Source organism: Rheinheimera baltica DSM 14885, assembly GCF_000425345.1.
GTDB classification, from domain to species: domain Bacteria; phylum Pseudomonadota; class Gammaproteobacteria; order Enterobacterales; family Alteromonadaceae; genus Alishewanella; species Alishewanella baltica.
In genome coordinates this window covers 1-19084 of sequence record NZ_AUDG01000068.1, presented here as the reverse complement: position 1 = coordinate 19084, position 19084 = coordinate 1, and the positions used below count along the sequence as shown (strand labels likewise).

The 19084-nt window shown below is 43.2% G+C and carries 16 protein-coding genes and 2 pseudogenes; 7 read left to right on the top strand and 11 right to left on the bottom strand.

Annotation, left to right across the window (positions count from 1 at the left end):
* The 5 genes and pseudogenes from H595_RS23945 to H595_RS22740 form a co-directional block, all read right to left on the bottom strand.
* Nucleotides 1-182: pseudogene (locus H595_RS23945) on the bottom strand (IS5/IS1182 family transposase); the annotation flags it as partial.
* A 176-nt stretch (nt 183-358) separates the two neighbouring features.
* Entirely contained in the window at nt 359-877 is a 519-nt protein-coding gene (locus H595_RS0117285) for a hypothetical protein (RefSeq protein ID WP_027672320.1), read from the bottom strand.
* A gap of 11 nt (nt 878-888) precedes the next feature.
* On the bottom strand, nt 889-1494 hold the full coding sequence (locus H595_RS0117280) for a tyrosine-type recombinase/integrase (RefSeq protein ID WP_027672319.1): 606 nt from the start codon (nt 1492-1494) through the stop codon (nt 889-891).
* A gap of 221 nt (nt 1495-1715) precedes the next feature.
* Entirely contained in the window at nt 1716-2702 is a 987-nt protein-coding gene (locus H595_RS0117270) for a M61 metallopeptidase family protein (RefSeq protein WP_027672318.1), read from the bottom strand.
* 34 nt (nt 2703-2736) lie between these two features.
* Nucleotides 2737-3696: a GlxA family transcriptional regulator gene (locus tag H595_RS22740; protein WP_051219970.1), complete on the bottom strand. Its 960-nt coding sequence runs from the start codon at nt 3694-3696 to the stop codon at nt 2737-2739.
* Between the two features lie 571 nt (nt 3697-4267).
* Here H595_RS22740 and H595_RS0117260 point away from each other — a divergent pair.
* Together H595_RS0117260 and H595_RS0117255 are read left to right on the top strand one after the other, a co-directional pair.
* On the top strand, nt 4268-5872 hold the full coding sequence (locus H595_RS0117260; protein ID WP_027672317.1) for an ATP-dependent nuclease: 1605 nt from the start codon (nt 4268-4270) through the stop codon (nt 5870-5872).
* Complete coding sequence (locus H595_RS0117255; protein WP_027672316.1) at nt 5865-6932, top strand: UvrD-helicase domain-containing protein; 1068 nt, start codon at nt 5865-5867, stop codon at nt 6930-6932. Before H595_RS0117260 ends, H595_RS0117255 begins: the two co-directional genes overlap by 8 nt.
* Nucleotides 6933-7219: 287 nt before the next feature.
* On the opposite strand, the gene H595_RS0117250 is transcribed toward H595_RS0117255, so the two are convergent.
* From H595_RS0117250 to prs, 3 genes are all read right to left on the bottom strand, one after another.
* Entirely contained in the window at nt 7220-7669 is a 450-nt protein-coding gene (locus H595_RS0117250) for a 5' nucleotidase, NT5C type (RefSeq protein ID WP_027672315.1), read from the bottom strand.
* 76 nt (nt 7670-7745) lie between these two features.
* A complete protein-coding gene (locus tag H595_RS0117245) occupies nt 7746-9215 on the bottom strand; it encodes a nicotinate phosphoribosyltransferase (protein WP_027672314.1) in 1470 nt (489 codons plus the stop codon).
* Nucleotides 9212-10078 carry a ribose-phosphate diphosphokinase gene (prs, locus tag H595_RS22735; protein WP_037055173.1) on the bottom strand — a complete coding sequence of 289 codons (867 nt, stop codon included), beginning with the start codon at nt 10076-10078 and terminating at the stop codon, nt 9212-9214. The genes H595_RS0117245 and prs overlap by 4 nt, the downstream gene beginning before the upstream one ends.
* Before the next feature lie 206 nt (nt 10079-10284).
* Between prs and H595_RS0117235 the strand changes: the two genes are divergently transcribed.
* The 4 genes from H595_RS0117235 to H595_RS0117220 all read left to right on the top strand — a co-directional run bounded on the left by H595_RS0117235 (nt 10285) and on the right by H595_RS0117220 (nt 14999).
* Nucleotides 10285-10974 carry an NUDIX hydrolase gene (locus H595_RS0117235; protein ID WP_027672313.1) on the top strand — a complete coding sequence of 230 codons (690 nt, stop codon included), beginning with the start codon at nt 10285-10287 and terminating at the stop codon, nt 10972-10974.
* 125 nt (nt 10975-11099) lie between these two features.
* Nucleotides 11100-11825 carry a nicotinamide riboside transporter PnuC gene (pnuC, locus tag H595_RS0117230; protein ID WP_027672312.1) on the top strand — a complete coding sequence of 242 codons (726 nt, stop codon included), beginning with the start codon at nt 11100-11102 and terminating at the stop codon, nt 11823-11825.
* Nucleotides 11810-12811 (top strand): AAA family ATPase, encoded by a 1002-nt coding sequence (locus tag H595_RS0117225; RefSeq protein ID WP_027672311.1) that lies wholly within the window; start codon nt 11810-11812, stop codon nt 12809-12811. The genes pnuC and H595_RS0117225 overlap by 16 nt, the downstream gene beginning before the upstream one ends.
* Before the next feature lie 475 nt (nt 12812-13286).
* Nucleotides 13287-14999: an amidohydrolase gene (locus tag H595_RS0117220; RefSeq protein ID WP_027672310.1), complete on the top strand. Its 1713-nt coding sequence runs from the start codon at nt 13287-13289 to the stop codon at nt 14997-14999.
* On the opposite strand, the gene H595_RS23580 is transcribed toward H595_RS0117220, so the two are convergent.
* From H595_RS23580 to H595_RS0117205, 3 genes are all read right to left on the bottom strand, one after another.
* Nucleotides 14962-15885, bottom strand: a complete 924-nt coding sequence (locus H595_RS23580) for a LysR family transcriptional regulator (protein WP_051219969.1) — start codon at nt 15883-15885, stop codon at nt 14962-14964. The genes H595_RS0117220 and H595_RS23580 overlap by 38 nt on opposite strands.
* Before the next feature lie 361 nt (nt 15886-16246).
* The gene (locus tag H595_RS23575; protein WP_027672309.1) at nt 16247-16810 is read right to left on the bottom strand and encodes a hypothetical protein; all 564 of its coding nucleotides are present in this window, start codon (nt 16808-16810) and stop codon (nt 16247-16249) included.
* Nucleotides 16811-16920: 110 nt separating this feature from the next.
* Complete coding sequence (locus tag H595_RS0117205; protein WP_027672308.1) at nt 16921-18615, bottom strand: ATP-dependent nuclease; 1695 nt, start codon at nt 18613-18615, stop codon at nt 16921-16923.
* Between the two features lie 219 nt (nt 18616-18834).
* Between H595_RS0117205 and H595_RS24450 the strand changes: the two are divergent.
* A pseudogene (locus H595_RS24450) lies at nt 18835-19084 on the top strand (hypothetical protein); the annotation flags it as partial.

The following is a 19084-nucleotide window of genomic DNA, read 5'->3' as shown; positions in this document are numbered from 1 at the left end:
TGATAACCTGGCCGCCCTGTTTGTTTTGCGCTAACTCTTTCAAAGCCAAGTGAGTCAAGCTGTAATCCATCAACAAAGATATCGACCACTCGGACAGGGTTATCTTCAGTAACGAAGTCATCAAGCGCCTCAGGGAGCAAGGTTACTTGATGTCTACCTTGGCCTTTAATATGGTGGGTCATATCAGCACACTTTGTTCTAATTCGTATGCTATTAATTTTAGTAAAGCGACAGCTAACTGTACTGCTTTATCAAGAACAATTGATCATATAAATCTATTGCTTAGACCAAAAGGTGATCAGCAGTTTTCACACAGCCTGAGTGAAATCATGACGAACTCACCGTCGCTCGGAGTTCTCTACGCAAAATAGCCGTATTCTTCTATTACTTGCCTGCAAGCGGCTACGGCCTTACGCTCGTAGCGAATTTTTTTAAGCTCCATCTCAAATACGTTGCGTTTTTCTGGTGCAATCTCCAATAACATCCGAAGCCCATTTTCTCGCCCCCTAAGCATGGCCTCCTGCTCAGTTAAGTCCTCCAGTTTTTGAGTAAGAGTTAGTGATCCTTCAGAGTTGTCATGGCATTTCCGCTCTATAAATGAAGGTACGTCTGCAGACAATAAAGTATCTTGGTTGTGGGTTAGCACTGAAAATAAAAGAGGCGCTGTGCCTGGTTGGCGCGTGACAGTCAATTTGCTCTGTCCGGCAAGACTCAGACAAACGCGGTGAAAGACCTGTTTTAGATTTTTGCGATTAAATTCCTGTAAGCTTGCATGGGTGACAAACAACTCCATCAATTGAGACCCCGTTTTGACACAACCATCAGCGAGCGTACTCAGGACAAAATTGACCACTTCTTTTTTTTCTGTTTGCTTCATAACCAACATCCTCAAATATCTAAGTTTTCGGAAGCATCAAGGGCATCCTGAACGTCAATGCCTAAGTAACGGACCGTACTCTCAATTTTTTTATGACCCAGTAACAGCTGGATGGCACGGATGTTTTTGTCGCGTTTATACAAAATAGATACTTTGGTCCTTCGAATGGAGTGAGTACCATACAGGCTAGGATCTAGGCCTATCGATTCAACCCATTTATGTAGGATCCGATCATAGCCACGTGTCGTCATATGTGGCACGCTCTGCTTTCTGGATGGAAACAAAAAATCATCGAATTTCAGCGATTTAAGTTCAATCCATGCTTTTACAGTCTTGCGGGTCTGTGCAGTTATTTCAAACTGAACTGGCGTTCCTGTTTTATGCTGGACAATGCTGGTACGTGCTAATACTTCACCAGATCTCATCACATCAGATACCTTGAGCGACACCAAATCACAACCACGTAGTTTTGAATCAATACCCAAGTTAAGCAGTGCTAGCTCTCTAGTATTCTTTGCTATTTCGAGCCTGGTTCGAATTGACCAGATCTCTTGGGGCTTTAGCGGAGCCTTCTGACCGATGATCTTGCCCTTGTTCCATGCCACACGTTTTTCCATGACGACCTCCCGAATTTTTGAAAAGCCAGAGAGTGAGGTCTGTTGGTATAGATGCAAAACTCTCGAAAGGAAAGTTCAAAAAACTAACAAATCCAGAAGGAACTTCGGAATATATTCCGCTAATGCTCCGAAAGCGGACATTGAAATTGAAGAGAACAGAATTTAGGCTTTCGGCACGAACCGATCAACGTTTTGAGCGAAGCGGAGATACAGTTAAATATTTATTTGCCCATAAAATTATTGTTAACCGAAGTGATACCCAAGGCACGATACAAATATTCATGTTGATGACGTTTTGCTGGATTGAATTCAAAATCCCACAATGCTTTGCCCAGATCGAAGTGCTCAGCCACCGGTATACGCTCTATACCATCAATATATCGCTTAAAAAATTCTTTATAGTCCAGGCCGCTTGTGGTTTTTAGAACGACGACAAGATCTTCACTACGGTAAAGCGTTTTATGGCGGGGATAATGCTGATACAGCATACGCATCACATCATCCAGACTATGTTGGTTGGCAGTTCTAGAGCGAATATCATGATCCAGAACCATGGCGGCAACCCAGCCCCCGTGATACACCAGAAAATAATTATCAAACTTTGCCTTATTATTACTAGCCGCTTCGCGCATCGACAACCGACCTAATCTTTCTGAACTGGAATAAAATCCTAGCGGCATAGAGGCGATGGTCAACGCGTCATGTGCAGAGATAAATCCAAGTTCAGTTGCAGCTTTAAAGGTATAAAACTCAGAAAAACCTTCATTAAACCAATGTTCACGCCCATCATGATACCGAAACGACTCTGCGCTCCACAGATGAAAAATTTCATGTAGCAATAATGTCTGCCAGCTGTGCAGGCCAAACAATTTGCTGTCAGACCAGGTTAGCAGCAGCAATTGCGGATCCGCCTCTCCTGACGAATGCTTACCTTGTCGAATCCGCACAGTGATTTCAGTGTAGGTCTTGCCCTGTAAATCCCGCGGATAGCCACCAAATAGCTTCCGATAGTGCTGAATACCGGCTTGAATCGTCTTAGTAAATGCCGGCTGCTTTGCAACAGACTGCGCATCGGCAAACTCATAGTGCAAGGAAATATCATCGAGCCTGATGGTTTGCTTAACGACATGACCGGCATTGTCGCTGGCATGACTGTTGGAAACGATCAGCAGTATCACTACGGCTAGGATCCGAAACTTTCTGAACATCATAAAACCTTTTACTTTTAGGGTTGTTTAGGTACTAACAAAAGTGCTGACGGTACTCACCTGGAGTGCAGCCAAAGCTGGCATTAAATAGACGGATTAAGTTCCGCGGGTCGCTGATACCAACTTCGTTGCATATACGCTGCAAACTGTAACCGTCACACAACATTAAACTCCGGGCTTTATCCAGTCGCAGTTGCTGCAGATACTGTACTGGAGTCATGGCAAACCGGGCACGAAATACCCGGCGAAACTGGCGCTCGCTTAGAGCCACTTGTTCAGCCATATCAGCTACAGTTAATTGTTTAGTTAGATTGGCCAGCAACCAATGCTGTAATTGGATAAAACGCTGCACGCCACTGTGTTGAATTTTTAACGGGCTGGCATACTGCGACTGATCGCCACTGCGGCGAAGATACATCACAAGCTCTTGTGCGACCGCCTGAGCAATGGCAACGCCATGATCTTGCTCAATCACCGCTAGGCATAAATCAATACCCGCGGTCATGCCGCCAGAAGAGTAAAACTTGCCCGAGTTAACATAAAGCTCAGTGGAATTTACTTGGACTTTTGGATATCTCGTTTGTAAATCTGCAGCAAATCGCCAGTGGGTGGCAAGAGGTAGGCCGTCAACCAAGCCACTCTGCGCAAGTAAATAGGCACCGGTACAGATAGATATTATCTTTTCTGTTTCAGTACTGCGCTGACACAACCAGCGTATAAAATCCTGATTGGCCGTTAACGTTCTGGCACCGGCACCACCCGGAATAACCAGGTAGTCCAGTTGTGGGCAAGTGTCTAGTGAGTATTGTGCCGTTAATTGCAGGCCATTTTCAGCAAAGAGTGGAGCCGTGTTTAGCCCAATAACACAATAGCGATAATAAGGTGCTCGTCCGGCGGCAAGCAGTTCCTGATTCGCCTGACCAAAACAATCCAGTGCCCCAGCCAGGTCCAGCGCCTGAATATCTGGGTAGATAAAAATGCCTACAGTAATCATAACAGCCGCTTCGCTAAGTAATTTAAGCTACTTTAGCAAACAAACCGGTGTCCGAATTGACATTAAATTCACTTTTTCGGCCGCTTTTGATTATAAAAAATGTTCATATTACAGGTACGTAGAAGTCTTCAAGTCCACAATGTATACCGCTGCGTAAAAAACCACCCAAAGTTATCACCAACTTCAGCGTAACCGAACCGCTCGTTAGCATTGCTGCGTATCAAGATTTTCAAACTCACGCACCAGCTGTTTTACTGGCATTCAGGAACGGACTGTTTGAGGTAGTTGCTGTTGTTGAAAGCACTGGAGTTCGAAAAAATTAATCTTTGCTTTGCCTTATTTGCTGACATTCGTTTTTTCGAGAACCTAGGATGTCATAACACCTCAAATCAGGTGGCTAAATTCAGTGTGCCACTACAAAGTCAATAAATCACACCATAAAGCCAACAAGAAAAAGTTACCTAGCTTTTAAAAAGCTAGTGATATTTCAGTGAAGCGCGCGCCCTTTTTGGGTAAAGTACAAATTATAGCTAGCAGTGCCAAGATCAAAAAATAATAAGGACTATTAGACATGATCACTAAAATTCGTATTCGCGGGTATCGGATATACAACGATTTCACTCTATACCCCAACCCAAGAAAGAATATCCTTATTGGTGATAATGATGCAGGTAAATCTACTTTGATGGAAGCTGTATCATTGGCGCTTAACGGGAGAATAGTTGGCCGAAGTGTGTTGGAGGAACTAAACCCACACTGGTTCAATTCTGAGATGGTAAATCAATTTGTAGCCTCATTGAATGCAGGCCTAAAACCGTCCTTTCCCGAGATATTAATTGAACTATACCTCTGTGATGATGCAGAGCTTCAACTTCTGTGTGGAGCGGTTAACACGAGTGTGCCCACAACTGCATGTCCCGGAGTTTTTCTAAGAATTTACCCAAATGAAGAATATCAAGACATGTTGGATGAATGGTTGAAAAACCCAACTGATCTTTTGCCTGTTGAGTATTACACATGCGAATGGCGTTCATTTGCAGACCAAGAGTTAGTGAAACGTCCGCGAGTACTTTCTGTAGCCACAATTGACTCCCGTACAGTCAAATCTAGTAATGGGGTGGACTACCACTTGCGGCAGATCCTGAGCGATCACCTTGAAGCTCCGGAGAAGGCCGCCATATCGCTTGACTATAGAGAAATAAAAGCATCTATGACTCTGGGAGCTCTTGCTCCAGTTAACGCTCGTATTGGGGCTCTAGGGGCTGCATTGCAGGCTGAGCCGATGGCCTTGGCAATGGATCAGACTTCACGCACATCTTGGGAAAGTGCTATCACACCTTATGTAGATAGCGTTCCATTTTCAATGGCAGGGCTTGGCCAGCAGGCTGCGATAAAGATCTCACTTGCTATGAAACGGCATGCATCCAAAGTGAAGATCATTATGATCGAAGAGCCAGAGAATCACCTTTCACATACCAGCCTGAGGATTTTGCTGGACCGAATCGAGTCATTAGCATCAAATGAACAACAGCTTTTTATTTCGACTCACAGCACCTACGTTCTGAATCGACTTGGCTTAAATGATTTACATCTACTTAGCCGTAGTCAACCATCAAAAATTACTGACTTATCCCCTGAAACGGTCCGTTACTTTCAACGTTTGCCTGGTTACGACACCTTACGTTTGGTTTTGGCTAGAAAAGTGGTTCTGGTTGAGGGACCTTCTGACGAAATTATTTTTGAACGCGTGTTTATGGATTTGTATAAAAAAAGTCCAATGGAATTAGGGATTGATGTTATTAGCATGCGCGGGCTATCTCTAGCGCGATGCTTAGAGCTATGCCAATCGGTTGACAAACCCGTAGCTGTGATGCGTGACAACGATGGAGTTGATCCCGTTGAGTTGAGACAGATTGTGGAATCGTTGCTAGACGGTAAAAAACGGGAGCTGTTCATTGGCGCTGTGGCTGATGGACAAACCTTAGAACCTCAATTGATCAGAGCAAATGGAGAAGATCAGCTAAGGAAGATACTTGGAGTTTCAGCGAGGGCGGATTTGAAAACCTGGATGGCTCGTGAAAAAACAGAAGGGGCGATGCGCATTGCAGAGTCTCAAGAAGCTCTGGATCCACCAAAGTATATGGTTGAAGCCGCGGAGTTCATCCACAATGCCTAACATCCTTACTTTGGCTGTTGCAGGTGGTCGTAAGACTCAAGGCTTGGTTAACCACTGCAAAGAGCTACCTTCAAGTCGTAAAGTTGCGCTTCTGACATACACCCAAACAAACCAACAAGAGGTAAAGGCTCGATTAGCAGCAGAGGCTGGCCATGCCACTGGAGTGGAGGTAATGGGATGGTACACGTTTTTGCTCAGACATTTTGCCAAGCCATTTCTAAGTTTCAAGTTTCCTGCCGAGCGAGTTCGAGGCTTCGATTTTGATGGACGTCCAGGCAGATTTGCAAATGGAAAAAGCAGATTTATGACTGCCGACAACAGAATCTTTGGTTGTGAACTAGGCCGGCTGGCTTTTGAACTGATGGAGGCAAAACCGGAATTACTGAACCGTCTTGAAAATATTTACGACGAAATATTGATTGATGAGGTTCAGGATCTTGCAGGCTACGATTGGGAGATCTTACGAACGCTTTTGCAATCTAAAATTGAAATACGGCTGGTTGGGGATGTGCGTCAAGCGGTTCTCTCAACAAATCCGAGAGGGCAAAAAAACAAGAAATTTGGTTATGCTGCGTCATTGGAATGGTTCTTAGATCGCGAGGCAGAAGGATGTCTTAACATTGCATATTCAACAATTACTTATCGATGTAGGCAGGAAATTGCATCCTTTTCAGATATGATTTTCGATGCGAGTTGGGCATTTCCGAAGACCACTTCAGAGAACAGCGAAGATACGGGACACGATGGTGTTTACTTACTGCGCTCCGAGCATATCTATGAGTACTTGTCGAAGTACAGTCCGCAATGCTTAAGAAATAACGTAAGTTCGGCCAAAAACCTAGATCTTCCATTCCAGAATTTCAAAGTTACAAAGGGAGCTACATTTGAGCGAGTGCTAGTTGCTCCAACTAAAAACATAGAAAACTTTATTAAGAATGGAACACCTATGGAATCAACAGCCGCTGCCTCATTTTATGTTGCGGTGACCCGAGCCAAGCAAAGCATTGCAATCATACTTGATCAACCGGGAAAATCTTCTCTGAGTTATTGGGTTCCGTAATCTGCGAAGTCTGAGGTTGCACGATAACTTTGAATACAAAAACTGGTAATTAGTGCAGGCTTTTTTAAAAAACGTTCGGACTATTGTAAAAGTCACGAAATTTTGAGCGTCACGGTTAATTTATTAACAACAAAGTCCACTTTCAGTGAGTTTGGGCGGTTCAGAGCGGCAAAATTTCACTAGATAATTGTCTGATTTTCCTTAATTGCAGACATTCGTTTTATCCGAAATTTATTCCCAAAGATTAAACCTGCTTATCTAAGTTATAATCTCTAGTTTTTGCTTGCTTACTCACGATCAAGATTTAACTCTCGTCGAACCGCCGCCCAATCCGGGAAGTGGTTGGTTCCAAAATGGATAAGCTTGCCTTCGAAATATTCTTGGCCACGGCCTGAGTCATTGTCGTCAATTAATATGTCACCCTTTAGTAGCCCTTTGTGGGAACAGATTATTAAACGATCTATAAAACAAAAACCAAATTTATCTTCAATCCATACTCTTTTCTCGGTGTACGAAAAAGGATTCATAGTCGAAGGTGCTGTTAAAATGTAGGGCGTATATTTATCAGAGCGATACAGCTCTAGGACAGTCTCAATTGCACCTTCTATAGGTGATAATTTCTGATAAAAACCGTATTGTGATTGTGGAAACGCAATTCCTGGATGCTCTGCGATAGCAGAGGCTTTTGCGCCCGAAAAGTCGCACAGAACATCATCCATATCGATGTAAATAATCATTTTTTGAGTCCTATGAAACGATGGACAAAGGCATTTAATAAAGCCAACCGTACGTTACCAGTTGGCATTATTCAGTTTATAGGGCTGCAGCTAACCTAGCCCTGATTTCTGCGAGGCTTACATCGCAAAGTAATTTCCCATTTTCAAACACTTCGATGAATTCGCAATCGTTTACTTCGCCCCAACTGGCCTGGTCTTTGAGGTAAAAATTACCCTGCTCATTTTTGAACACTGCAACCAGACCTTTTGCTGAGTTTTTGCTCCCGTCGCCAGTTTTTGGGGCTTTGAAAATCTCACGATCTTCGCCTGAAATCTTGGCAAACGTAGCTTTTACAGCAAAGCCATCTGTGTCGCGGGTGACGTACTGATAGGTATAACTACCAATTCCAAATACGACATTCGTTGTGGCGAAACCTTTGGCTTTGAGGCCTTCGCAAATAGCCTTAGCACGCTCAATGGTGATGGAATCGCCATAAATCAAACCAACGTGTGGATCGAGGACTTTATAGCCCGTTTGGCTGAACGTGCCACCGAATACGTCCCACAAACATTCAATCGCACCTTTGTACTCTGGTGATTCTTTTTCAGCATCCTCGTCACCACAAATCATTTTAACTGGACAACCCGTATCTGGACGGAAGACCACTTTGCCGTCACGAGCCAGTATTTGTGCTTTGAGTTTTACTGTAAAGTCAGTCATGACCTGCCAGAAGTCCCAGGAATCCGACACAATACTCACAATACCAGACGGATAAATATCCTGGATCAGGCGGCGGAATGTTTCTAATTCATTCTCCATGCCTCCAGCACACATGACGGAGTGCTCAGTTGCAGCTACGCTGCCGCCGACTAATTCTAAATCGCTGTTCGCATTGTAATAATCTTCCAGAAAATCAATCGCAGGAATGGTATCTGTACCCGTGAAACTAAGTAGATGCGCTGCACCACTCATTGCTGCTGCTTCAGCTCCGAACATCCCTCTGAAACTGAAATCGTGACCTTGCCAATTAACAAATTCTGAACTGCCATCAGTTTGAAGTGCATAAGCGGTGAGTATTTTTTTGTATTCGTTGGCTGTTGTTGCACTCGTACACATCCCCCACACACTTGTGGACAGAATGGTTTCAAGATAATTGGTCAACCAAAAAAAACGTTCGTCGGTATTAAAAATGACCATGCATGGCACTTTAAGTGGATACACTGAACCTTCTGGCAACGCCATAATTTTGATAGGTAAGTAACCTAGGTCATGCAGATCGGCAATGTGCTCGGTCCCAACATTGTTTGGGCCTAGATAGTTATTAATCCGACGTGAAAACCGACGGATCACTTCTTCCTTTGGCTGCTGAAAAAAGTCTTCATTCCAGCTTTTGATCAAAAAGCTTTTGACAAAATATTGGAGTCCAAAAAATACCATCTGCTCGGTATAGGCACGCCTTGTATTACGTGCTGTCAGATTGCTAAATATGACTTCCGTATTATCTGGGTACTGACGACGATGATCGACTTTGTAGCCATCAATGGCGGTTACGGGATTCAACTTCATTTTGCTTCTCCTTGCGTTGGCATAAAGCGCCAGATGTTTTTAATGTTAAGAAACTCACTTGCAGCCCAGTCTCCAAGGCTATTGGTGGTGTAAACCGTATCAATACCGCTTTCGGCTAATCTGGCGACATCGGCGCTACCTTCGTAATGCGAAATAGCCAACACGATTCTTTTACAGCCTTTTAATTTGAGTTTTTTTGCTAACTCAATAAATGTCCGACCTCCCGCACAAATATCATCTACTATAAGTGCCGTTTTACCGCTTAAATCATCACTGAACACTTCGGTTCCAATGATGGCGCCATTGCGTACGTCACGTATTTTGTCAGCTCGAACCACTGGCAGGCCGCCTAGCTGGCTTGATAAATCAAAAATCTTTTTATTCGAACCTGCATCGGGGGAAACCAGCACGAGATCAGAGCCTGTGTCGTTGATTACATCCTGGATAAAACTATGGTTTTTTATCACTTGCACATTTTTGAGTAACGCCACCACGACATCACTATGAGGATCAAACAGGCATACTTTGCTGTACCCTTGCTGATTGATTAAATCAGCATAAACTTTTGCAGAGAGCGCTTCACCTGAGTTACACACCCGGTCTTGACGCGCACCAGGAAAATAAGGGACTAATAAGTCAATGGTTTTGGCACCGTGACGACGTAATGCATCAGTCAACAGCAATAGTTGCATTATTGATTGATCGCCCTGGTAGCGAAATAAAATTTCAACATGCTCGCTTACTGGTGACGCAATCTGAACGTGGTTTTCACCGCTGCCAAATTGAAATAGCTTTAATAAACCATCTTCATGCTGACCTTTAGGTAAGGAAAAGCGGCTAATTGCTGTACTTAAACTTGTCATAATTTGACCTTTTGAAAGTAACCGAGCCTGAGTAAGTCAAGTTGGATTGCCATTGCATATGTGTGTGATTTCCAATGTTTATCACAACCACAATGCAAACATAATGTCTTTAAGACACTATGTCAAGTTGGATTTATCAAGTTCATCGTTTATGTGATTATTATGCTATAAAGGAATTGTCCTAGAGACATAAAGTAGAGAGCAAAATGGCAGGTCAAGAAATAATCAAAAAACCGTTATTTACCGTTGATAGTGTGTTGTTTACTGTTCACGAAGATACATTGAAGGTATTAATGGTCAAGCGCGCTCAGCAGCCATTTCAGGGCGCATGGGGCTTGCCAGGCGGTTTTATCGATATCGACCTCGATCAAAATACGGATATGACAGCTCGACGTAAATTGGCCGATAAAACCGGTTTCACACCCAACTATTTAGAGCAGTTGCAGGTCATTTCCGGGCCAGACAGAGATCCTCGTGGGTTTAGCGTCACTCTGGCTTACTTCGCCTTAGTAGCTCATCAATCCGTAGCTTCACACATCGATAGTGTTGAAATGGCATGCTGGATACCAGTAAGCAAGCTTAAAGAGTTAACGACTGCATTCGATCATAGGCAAATAATTGAACTTTCGCGGCAACGATTGAAGCAAAAAACTCTTTATTCGTTGCTTCCTGTTTTTTGCCTGCCACAGAAGTTTACCATCGGACAACTGATGGCAGTTATTGAAACCATTATTGAAAAACCACTCCAGCGCAAAAGCTTGATGCGCCGAATTGAAGCCTCTGAGATGTTTGAAATAAGCAATGAAAAAATATCTTCAGGGGGACGATTGGCGCAGCTATATTCCCTGAAGCTAGATGCCAATATTGTTAATTTCGAGAGAAATTTGAGCATTTAGCCGGTATCGCTCACATAGCTTTATGTGTAGTTATTTATATCCTCAATACAAGTTAATAATGCGACTGGCTGTTATCCAGCATGATTCAATTTTATGGCGAGCGCTGCTTACCTGAAGGACAACGTATGATTTTCGAAGTATCCCGGCTCAATAAGCTTGATAGCATATGGCTAACATTAATGGTCCTTGTCGGAAGCGCTTTAAGCGCGATTCTGGCCACAACCATTTTTGATATGACAGTTTTCCTTTCAGGAATTTTATGTGTAGCGCTTATTGCTATTGGTCGACGTGAAGGGTACTTAATTGGGCTTTATGCGAGCCTGTCTTACGCCGTATTAGCCTACAGTAACGGTCTCTACGGGGAAGTATACCTGAACCTTTTTTTCTTTTTACCGACAGGCGTTATTGGCTACATGATGTGGCGGCGGCACTCTTTAGAAAACAAGACGGTGGCCATGATGAAACTTACCTGGTTCATGCGATTTGTTATTGGCACTTTATGTGTCGTTTGCACACTCGGTCTCGGATTATTTTTAGGACTGAATGCTAAGCAAAATACACCATTTATAGATGCTTTTACGAATGTCTTATCCGTTGTCGCTACCTTCCTGATGATGTGGCGGTATAAAGAACAATGGCTGCTATATATCGGAGTCAATATTGTCAGCATCATCATGTGGGCGTTACGCGCCGCTGACGGTAGCGAGTCTGGCGACTTAATGGTGTTAATGTGGTTTTTGTTTTTGTTGAACGCCATTTTCGGGTGTTGGCGCTGGCATGTTGGCGAAAATAATAAAGCAATCACCACAATTGCTATGAAAGCGAAGGAGAATGCATGCGACGTGGGCTAACACTAGGCAAATTTGCACCTTTTCACCGCGGTCATCAGATGTTGATAGAGACGGCATTAGCGGAAATGGACGAACTTATCGTTATGGTTTACGCCACTGATGTCACTGAAATACCACTGCATGTTCGTGCTGGATGGATACAAAAACTTTATCCTTCGGTCAAAGTTATTGAAGCATGGGATGGCCCCGCCGGATATGGTGACACGCCAGAAATACGAAGCGAACAGGAATCCTACATCTTGCATAAACTGGATGGTCTTCGAATAACTCATTTCTACTCCAGCGAATTCTATGGCGATCATGTCAGCAAGGCACTTGGTGCGGTTGATAGGCGGGTTGATGAGGCTCGTGTCAAAGAGCCAATTAGCGGGACAAAACTCCGTGAAAACTATTTCGCCGGACGGGAATATCTTGACCCGTTGGTCTATAAAGATCTCATCATAAAAATATGCTTTCTGGGTGCACCTTCAACTGGGAAGACAACTCTCGCCAGAACATTAGCCGAATCGCACAACACAGTTTGGATGCCGGAGTATGGGGCAGAATACTGGAGAGAGCATCAGGTTAATAGAAGGATCTCTCTACAGCAGTTTGAGCTGATAGGGCCAGAGCACAATAAGCGCGAGGAGACGCTTACCCTGCAATCGCGTAAGTACCTATTCTGCGACACGAGCCCAATTACCACATTTATGTTTGCCAAAGACTATCATGGCTGCGCTGGCCCCGTTCTAACTCAACTTGCAAAGGATGCTGAGAAACGATACGACCTTTTCGTCTTGTGTGATACAGATATACCGTACGCTGATACATGGGATCGAAGTGGAAATCACAAAAGGAAATGGTTTCAAGAGCAGATTGTGGAAGACCTTGCAGAAAGAAAAGTACCATATTTTCTAGTTAGCGGTACCTTGGATGAACGAGTGTCTAAGGTGAATAGCATTCTTAAACAATTTATTAAATTCTCCAATGTAGCAACAGTCCCATGAGCCTTGTCGTTGAAGAACAAGACAATTTCTGTGCCACTTGCTAAATCAATCATTCATCGCAGCGAACGACTCAGTGCGTGATGCGATCATCTAAAACCAGGGCACACAAAAACGAATAACTGCTTTGCCTTAGTTGCGGACATGTTACTTTTGCAAGCTTTTAGAGTTTGAATATCAAGCCCGTTTTAGCGGAAGATTTCCTTCGACTTCAGACAATTTATTGGGTGGCACAAAGACTTGGAGCAAGTTTTGAAACTTTCAATATCGACAACACTTTCTGGATTTCCCTTATCAACTCAGTGGCCTTTAGCAAAATTCAAAAAGTTAACAAATTGATTCAGCGAGTGACTTTAATTAAGTAAATCGAAATATCAATAGGTCGTTTGCTATCATCTATTCCTGATAGTGACTAACTTTCACAGTCTATTTTTCTTGCTAAGATGATGAAAGTTTAATCACATTGAGAACCACAAAAATGAAGTTAAGTCACTTGTCTATGCTCGTTGCAAGCGCATTTCTATTCAGCTGTAAGCCAGCAGGCGCTGATGAAGATGCAGTAAATACCACAGCTAAAGTCGATAAATCGGCAATTGTCCTAACGAACGCTGTTATTTATCAACATCAAGCAGCAGACACAATGGTGATCAAAGATGGCCGTATTGCCTTTATAGGTAATGCAGAGACTGCGCAAAAACAGTATCCAAATTTGAGTAACTGGCAAGATTTAGAAGGGGCGTTTATCGGTCCTGGGTTTATTGATAACCACAACCATGTCTTTGAGGCAGACGCTGAAATTGGCGGAGATTGTGATTTGTCTGATGCTCGTAATATCGGTGGTTATGAGCAAGAACTGATTCAATGCAAGCGCGAATTGGTCCCAGAGTCAGATGAATGGTTAATGGGCTATGGCCATGAGCTGGCAACGTTGCTTTCCCTGACAGATGAATCACCACTAGAAATGCTCGATCGCCTGTTCCCGAGTAATCCAGTTGTCATTATGGAGCAAACCTCTCACTCCATGTGGGTCAATAGCAAGGCATTGCAGCTTGCCGGATTGAATGATAAATCTGCCGATCCCCAAGGTGGCCGCATTTTACGTGAAACCGATGGCAGTCTCAGCGGAATTCTGCTGGATAATGCCGGAGATCGCTTGTTTGAGATCGCCTGGAATCAACAACCTGATTTGCAAAATGCGCACAAGCGCGGGCTGCTCAACGGACTTCGCCAATTAGCTGAAAACGGAATCACAACTGTGGGTGATGGTCGGCTGTATTGGAAACGTGGCTGGCTGGATACCTGGCAACAACTTGAACGGCAAAAGAAATTAACTGCGCGCGTGAGCATCCGGCCATGGATTTACCCCGCCGATCCTGCAGCGCCGCAGCTGGAGTTCTTCCGCAAAGTTTATCAACCGGATCCAAACCGGTTGCTGGTGATCAATCAGGTTAAGCTTTACAGCGATGGTTTATTACAAAACGGCACCGCTCGATTACTGCAGCCATATCGCCAAACCATTAATCCTGACCTCCCGACAGGGTTGGATTATATAGCGCCAGATCAAATGAAGTGGTGGTTGGTGGAACTCGATAAAATTGGTTACGGCGCGCATATTCATGCCATAGGTGATGGTGGAACGCGAAATGCACTTGATGCAGTTGCATTTGCCCGTCAAGAGGGTTCGGCGCAATTATATGGCTTAACACATCTCGAATTGGTGCAAGTCGAAGATTTCGGCCGATTTAAACAATTATCAGTTGATGCTGATATGCAAATTGGTAATGAAGGTACTTTGCATGCTGATCACCATTGGGCGGAACCATGGTTAGGCCATGAACGCGCAGCGCATTTAATGCCAGTTCGGGCGTTTCTTGCTGCCGGCGCAAATTTAACTCTGAGTAGCGATTGGAACGTCAATGAGCTAAATCCGCTGATCAGTATCGCCAACGCACTGGAGTTAAAAGGTCAGGCTTTCCCTGATGTGGATACAGCTATTGCGGCCTATACCATTAATGCTGCAAAAGCTTTAGGTCTCGCTGAACAAACTGGATCACTGACTGTCGGTAAAGCTGCCGATCTGGTGGTGATTGATCAGGATATCAGTCGGGCTAAACCGGCTAAAATTCGCCAGGCGAAGTTCTTATTGACCATGCTCAACGGTAAGGTGGTGTATCAGAGTCCGGATTATTAAGCGTTTGACAGACCAGCCGCAACCAACAGCTGATTAAAGTTTTGTGCTGGCTTCCCAGAGGCCAGCGCAATTCCAGACGACGGCGAATGGTCGATAACTCATTATTTACCCGCAACAACGCCAATTGACCTTGATGAATGCCAGATGCCACCATCAAGGTTGGTAATAAGGCAACGCAATCCGTTTTTAATAGCACACCTTTGAGCGTGCCAAAGTCAGCAATCTGGCTAGAATGCCCACTGTAACCACTTTCCTCGGCAGACTGTTGATAATGCTCCGTCCAAATTAATTCTCGAAATGGCGCTAACTCTTCGACCCCAACACTTGGCTTTCCGGCAAGCGGATGGCTCGACCGTACAACGAATACTTCATCATAGTAACCGACGCGGCAATAGTCGTACCGGCTGTTATGCAATTCGATACTTTCGTGCAACAGCACCACATCAAATATTCCTTCGATCAGGCCTTGAGTTAAGACTTCTTCACTATGTGTACGGATGCGCATCTGAACCTGAGGCTGCTCTTGCATAAAACTGACAATTGCATCAGTTAACAGTTGCTGTGGAATATGGGGCGCAACCCCAACTACGAGCACCAGTTGTTGATGTTGCTGTAAGGCATGAGCTGCAGCTTGTAAGCGGTTTGATTGTGCCAACGCATGCTGTGCCAACGGTAATAAAGTATGGCCATCAGGACTTAACTGCAGGCTGTTACCACTACGAGTAAACAACTCCAAATTAAGCTCTGCTTCCAAATCCTGGATCCAGCCACTGAGTTGCGATTGTCGTTTACCCAATGCTCTTGCCGCAGCAGAAATAGACCCTAACTCGGCACTTAGCACAAAAGTCTGAAGATAATGGAGCGTAATAGTATTTAACGATTGCATAACCTCAACCTTGATAAGGGCTTATTAATGATTATAACGCCGCACACAGTGAGGATGTCATTCAAATATCTCGCGGTTTCATATTGTTACAAACTGTTAGTTTGCAATTAAAGCAATAAAAGTAAAAAATGTTTATGGAATCGTAAACATTTTAATGACTGAGAATTTCTGAGTCGCTGACTTCGATATGTTCAGCAACGTCCGCTTTCAGTGAAAAGCACCGATTCGACAGCTACCAGTGCCTTCGTCAGCTTTTGGCACAGAACCGATCAGCGTTTTGAGCGAAAAGCGGAAATGACGCCGCAAGCAGCGGCGAGCGTTAGCGAATCCAGCACCAAAGGTGCGATGCTGACTCGCCTTGTTAGTTGCCTTTGTTTGTAGGTTCTTTGTCTGATGAAGACATGGTTGCTAAAACCTCACCGAGTTTATAGGTCACAGATTGTAGCTTCAAAAATTTCTCCCCATCAGCTATCGAGCAACTCGCCCTATACTCTTCAAGCAACTCGGATAATTCACTCACAGCACTTGTTAACGTCTCTTTTGCACTAACAAGAGCTGACAAATTTCCATACTCGTAATCCCTAATGTAAGCGGCTTCAGCTCGAACCTGAGCAACGGTTTTCTTTCTAGAAATATCCAACCTTTTAGGGGTTACCCAACCGCTCTCGAAGTGATCATATAAAAGACTAATCAGAGGCACCGAGACAAGATAAGCAAGAGACAGTAAAAGGGGAAAGACAACATCCCCGAAGATAACCCAGTCTTTATTACGCAATATCTCTATTTTCATCTGTGTGTCAACAAGGAGAAAAATACTAACTCCTTTAATATGTAGCGATACCCAAGAAAAAATAAAAGCACCAATAAACGGATTTCTGAGCCTTGAGTTTAAATTATCTTTGATCGAAGAAATCACACTATTCATTCACACTCCGCATATTTGATTATGAGACCAGCAACTAACGCTCGCAGCACGCTCGGCTTTGTAATGAAGTCGCAGCCGCTAAGGAAAAGCCGTCGCAGTGTCTACGCTTGTTAGGCTTGATTAAATAACTCACGAAACTTATCAAATAATTGTGTAAAGGCTACAAATTCACTTTGATCGAAAGTAGCACAGATTTCGGCGAAGTCGTTTTTTCTACCCACTATTTCAAAAACATTTGACTGGAGTATGCTTTCTCCTTTTATATTGTTCTGTTCAATCAGCGTATTAGAAAACAAATGCTCGATAACCAAGTACCGTTGAGTCAAAGAACTCATGGTAACAAACTCAAGTCTATTATCTGGAACGATCAGAAGACACCCGAAAATATCTTTTGTCTTATGTTTTCTGGTGAAACTACTGAGATTGTGAGATTCAAATATATCTTTGTTTAAACCTCTGAATTGCTCGTTACCTTCTCGGTCATTATCAAATAATCCAATAATCTTCCTGTCCGTAATCGTGGATAGGTATTCTAATGTGCGCCTTACTGTTTCAGCAGAGCCCGTTCTCGCCTCATCGTCAATTTGAATTCCAGATGAAATTATTTGGTATGGCATCGTTTGATCTTGATATATTTTATCCCATGCGGTTTCAAGAATTTTTTTATCAGTTTTACCCTCTGTTAAAACTATCGGTCTTGAATCATGAGAATTCAGTTCTTCGAGAACACTCGCCAAACCAGACTTAACTGTTGAGAAATCGTTTATTTGAAGCGGGTCAAGCTTTCCTAGTTCTTTAACCCTATTATTAAGGTAGAAAAGTTCACCTTCCGCAACCTTTCCGACAAGTCTGTCATTATGTGTAATAAGAAAAATTTGACTATCAGCATGGTTTTTTAATTCATCAATCAAATAGGACTGAAGGTCGGAATGAATGTGTGAATCAGGCTCATCAATCAAAATTAAGCAGATCCAATCAATATGTGACTCTATATATTCTATTGTCGAAAAAATCTCCAGAACCTGTAGAAACCCACTGCCCATCATAGAAATTTCTAGCTCTTTATGAGCTGCGCACTCCGCTGTAATCCGAATATATTCATCATCAGCCCTGTTTTTATTTTTAAAGCGTATTTTATAATCTTTTTTCATTACTCTTTCGAGTCTAGCTTCTAGCTTAGAAAACCGATCAGCAACCCTTGCTTGTGAGTTCTCTGTTTTCAAGATTTTGTTTCTTAATACATCATGAGATTTTCCAATTGCGATTTTCTTCTCGATTTGCCCATTATTATAGAATGGCTCTGATTTCCCAATAGTTGAAATTGCTCTAGTTTGGTAAATGAAAATTACATCTTTAAGAGAACATGATTTAGGCCGAATGTGATTAGCAAATCTTTCAAACTCAGGAAAATCGTCCGAGTTGAAAAATCTGATATATGCATTTTTAATAGTAGGCTTTTCAAAACGAATTTTCAGCGAGAAACGCTCTTCGCCATCAGCAATGGTTACTGTTACTGATGCGACCGTATCGCTAGTTTTATTTAATAGATCATTGTCATTTACAAGCCGCACTTGATTTAGGTCTGAAAACGGTAGGTAGTAGTTTGATGCGGCCTTATAAAACCTACTTTTATCTCTTTCTTGAATCAACTTATCATAAGCAAATTTCCAGAGATTTAACGCCTCGAAAATCGTGCTTTTGCCTATGTTATTTTCCCCAACAATCACATTGAAGGTGTCATTGCAGGAGAATTCAAGTTTTTCGAATGCTTTGAAGTTTGATAATTCAATTTTTTCTATGTGCATTTTTCCCTGAGCCCTAGAGTTTCCATATACGTATGATCTTAAGTAACGCATTGATTTTAAACAATTAATGTCAGTAAACTCTATGTGATTGTCCGCTGCATTTGATGCTTATCAAACGCAAGTAGCCATTTTTGCATTGGGCACAGATCCTGAGGTATCCCCACAAAATTATTAGCTAAAACAAAAAGATGAACTCAGAAGGAACATTCATGGCGTTCGGTGATCAGATCAATCGCCAAACATCACCGAGACCAAACAGCCATGAATGTTCGCGCTATCTTGACCAATATCGTTTCATTTGTCACACCCAAAATGCATGCAACCAGACAAAAAGCAGTGATTGATTGCGTGCAAAGCCTGGCAAACGGCAGTGCCGCTACCGTCACCAGCATTGGCCGGGGTATTCACTCTAATGCCTATGAAAAACATAACATTAAGCGGGCTGACAGGCTGCTGTCCAATACACATT

Bases quoted from the DNA above. Each gene is read 5' to 3' on its own strand.
- H595_RS0117245 (WP_027672314.1), bottom strand. From the start codon at position 9,215: ATGAAGTTGAATCCCGTAACCGCCATTGATGGCTACAAAGTCGATCAT.
- H595_RS22740 (WP_051219970.1), bottom strand. From the start codon at position 3,696: ATGATTACTGTAGGCATTTTTATCTACCCAGATATTCAGGCGCTGGAC.
- H595_RS23580 (WP_051219969.1), bottom strand. From the start codon at position 15,885: ATGCAATCGTTAAATACTATTACGCTCCATTATCTTCAGACTTTTGTG.
- H595_RS0117280 (WP_027672319.1), bottom strand. From the start codon at position 1,494: ATGGAAAAACGTGTGGCATGGAACAAGGGCAAGATCATCGGTCAGAAG.
- pnuC (WP_027672312.1), top strand. From the start codon at position 11,100: ATGATTTTCGAAGTATCCCGGCTCAATAAGCTTGATAGCATATGGCTA.
- H595_RS0117225 (WP_027672311.1), top strand. From the start codon at position 11,810: ATGCGACGTGGGCTAACACTAGGCAAATTTGCACCTTTTCACCGCGGT.
- H595_RS0117255 (WP_027672316.1), top strand. From the start codon at position 5,865: ATGCCTAACATCCTTACTTTGGCTGTTGCAGGTGGTCGTAAGACTCAA.
- H595_RS0117205 (WP_027672308.1), bottom strand. From the start codon at position 18,615: ATGCACATAGAAAAAATTGAATTATCAAACTTCAAAGCATTCGAAAAA.
- prs (WP_037055173.1), bottom strand. From the start codon at position 10,078: ATGACAAGTTTAAGTACAGCAATTAGCCGCTTTTCCTTACCTAAAGGT.
- H595_RS0117285 (WP_027672320.1), bottom strand. From the start codon at position 877: ATGAAGCAAACAGAAAAAAAAGAAGTGGTCAATTTTGTCCTGAGTACG.
- H595_RS0117250 (WP_027672315.1), bottom strand. From the start codon at position 7,669: ATGATTATTTACATCGATATGGATGATGTTCTGTGCGACTTTTCGGGC.
- H595_RS0117220 (WP_027672310.1), top strand. From the start codon at position 13,287: ATGAAGTTAAGTCACTTGTCTATGCTCGTTGCAAGCGCATTTCTATTC.
- H595_RS0117260 (WP_027672317.1), top strand. From the start codon at position 4,268: ATGATCACTAAAATTCGTATTCGCGGGTATCGGATATACAACGATTTC.
- H595_RS23575 (WP_027672309.1), bottom strand. From the start codon at position 16,810: ATGAATAGTGTGATTTCTTCGATCAAAGATAATTTAAACTCAAGGCTC.
- H595_RS0117270 (WP_027672318.1), bottom strand. From the start codon at position 2,702: ATGTTCAGAAAGTTTCGGATCCTAGCCGTAGTGATACTGCTGATCGTT.
- H595_RS0117235 (WP_027672313.1), top strand. From the start codon at position 10,285: ATGGCAGGTCAAGAAATAATCAAAAAACCGTTATTTACCGTTGATAGT.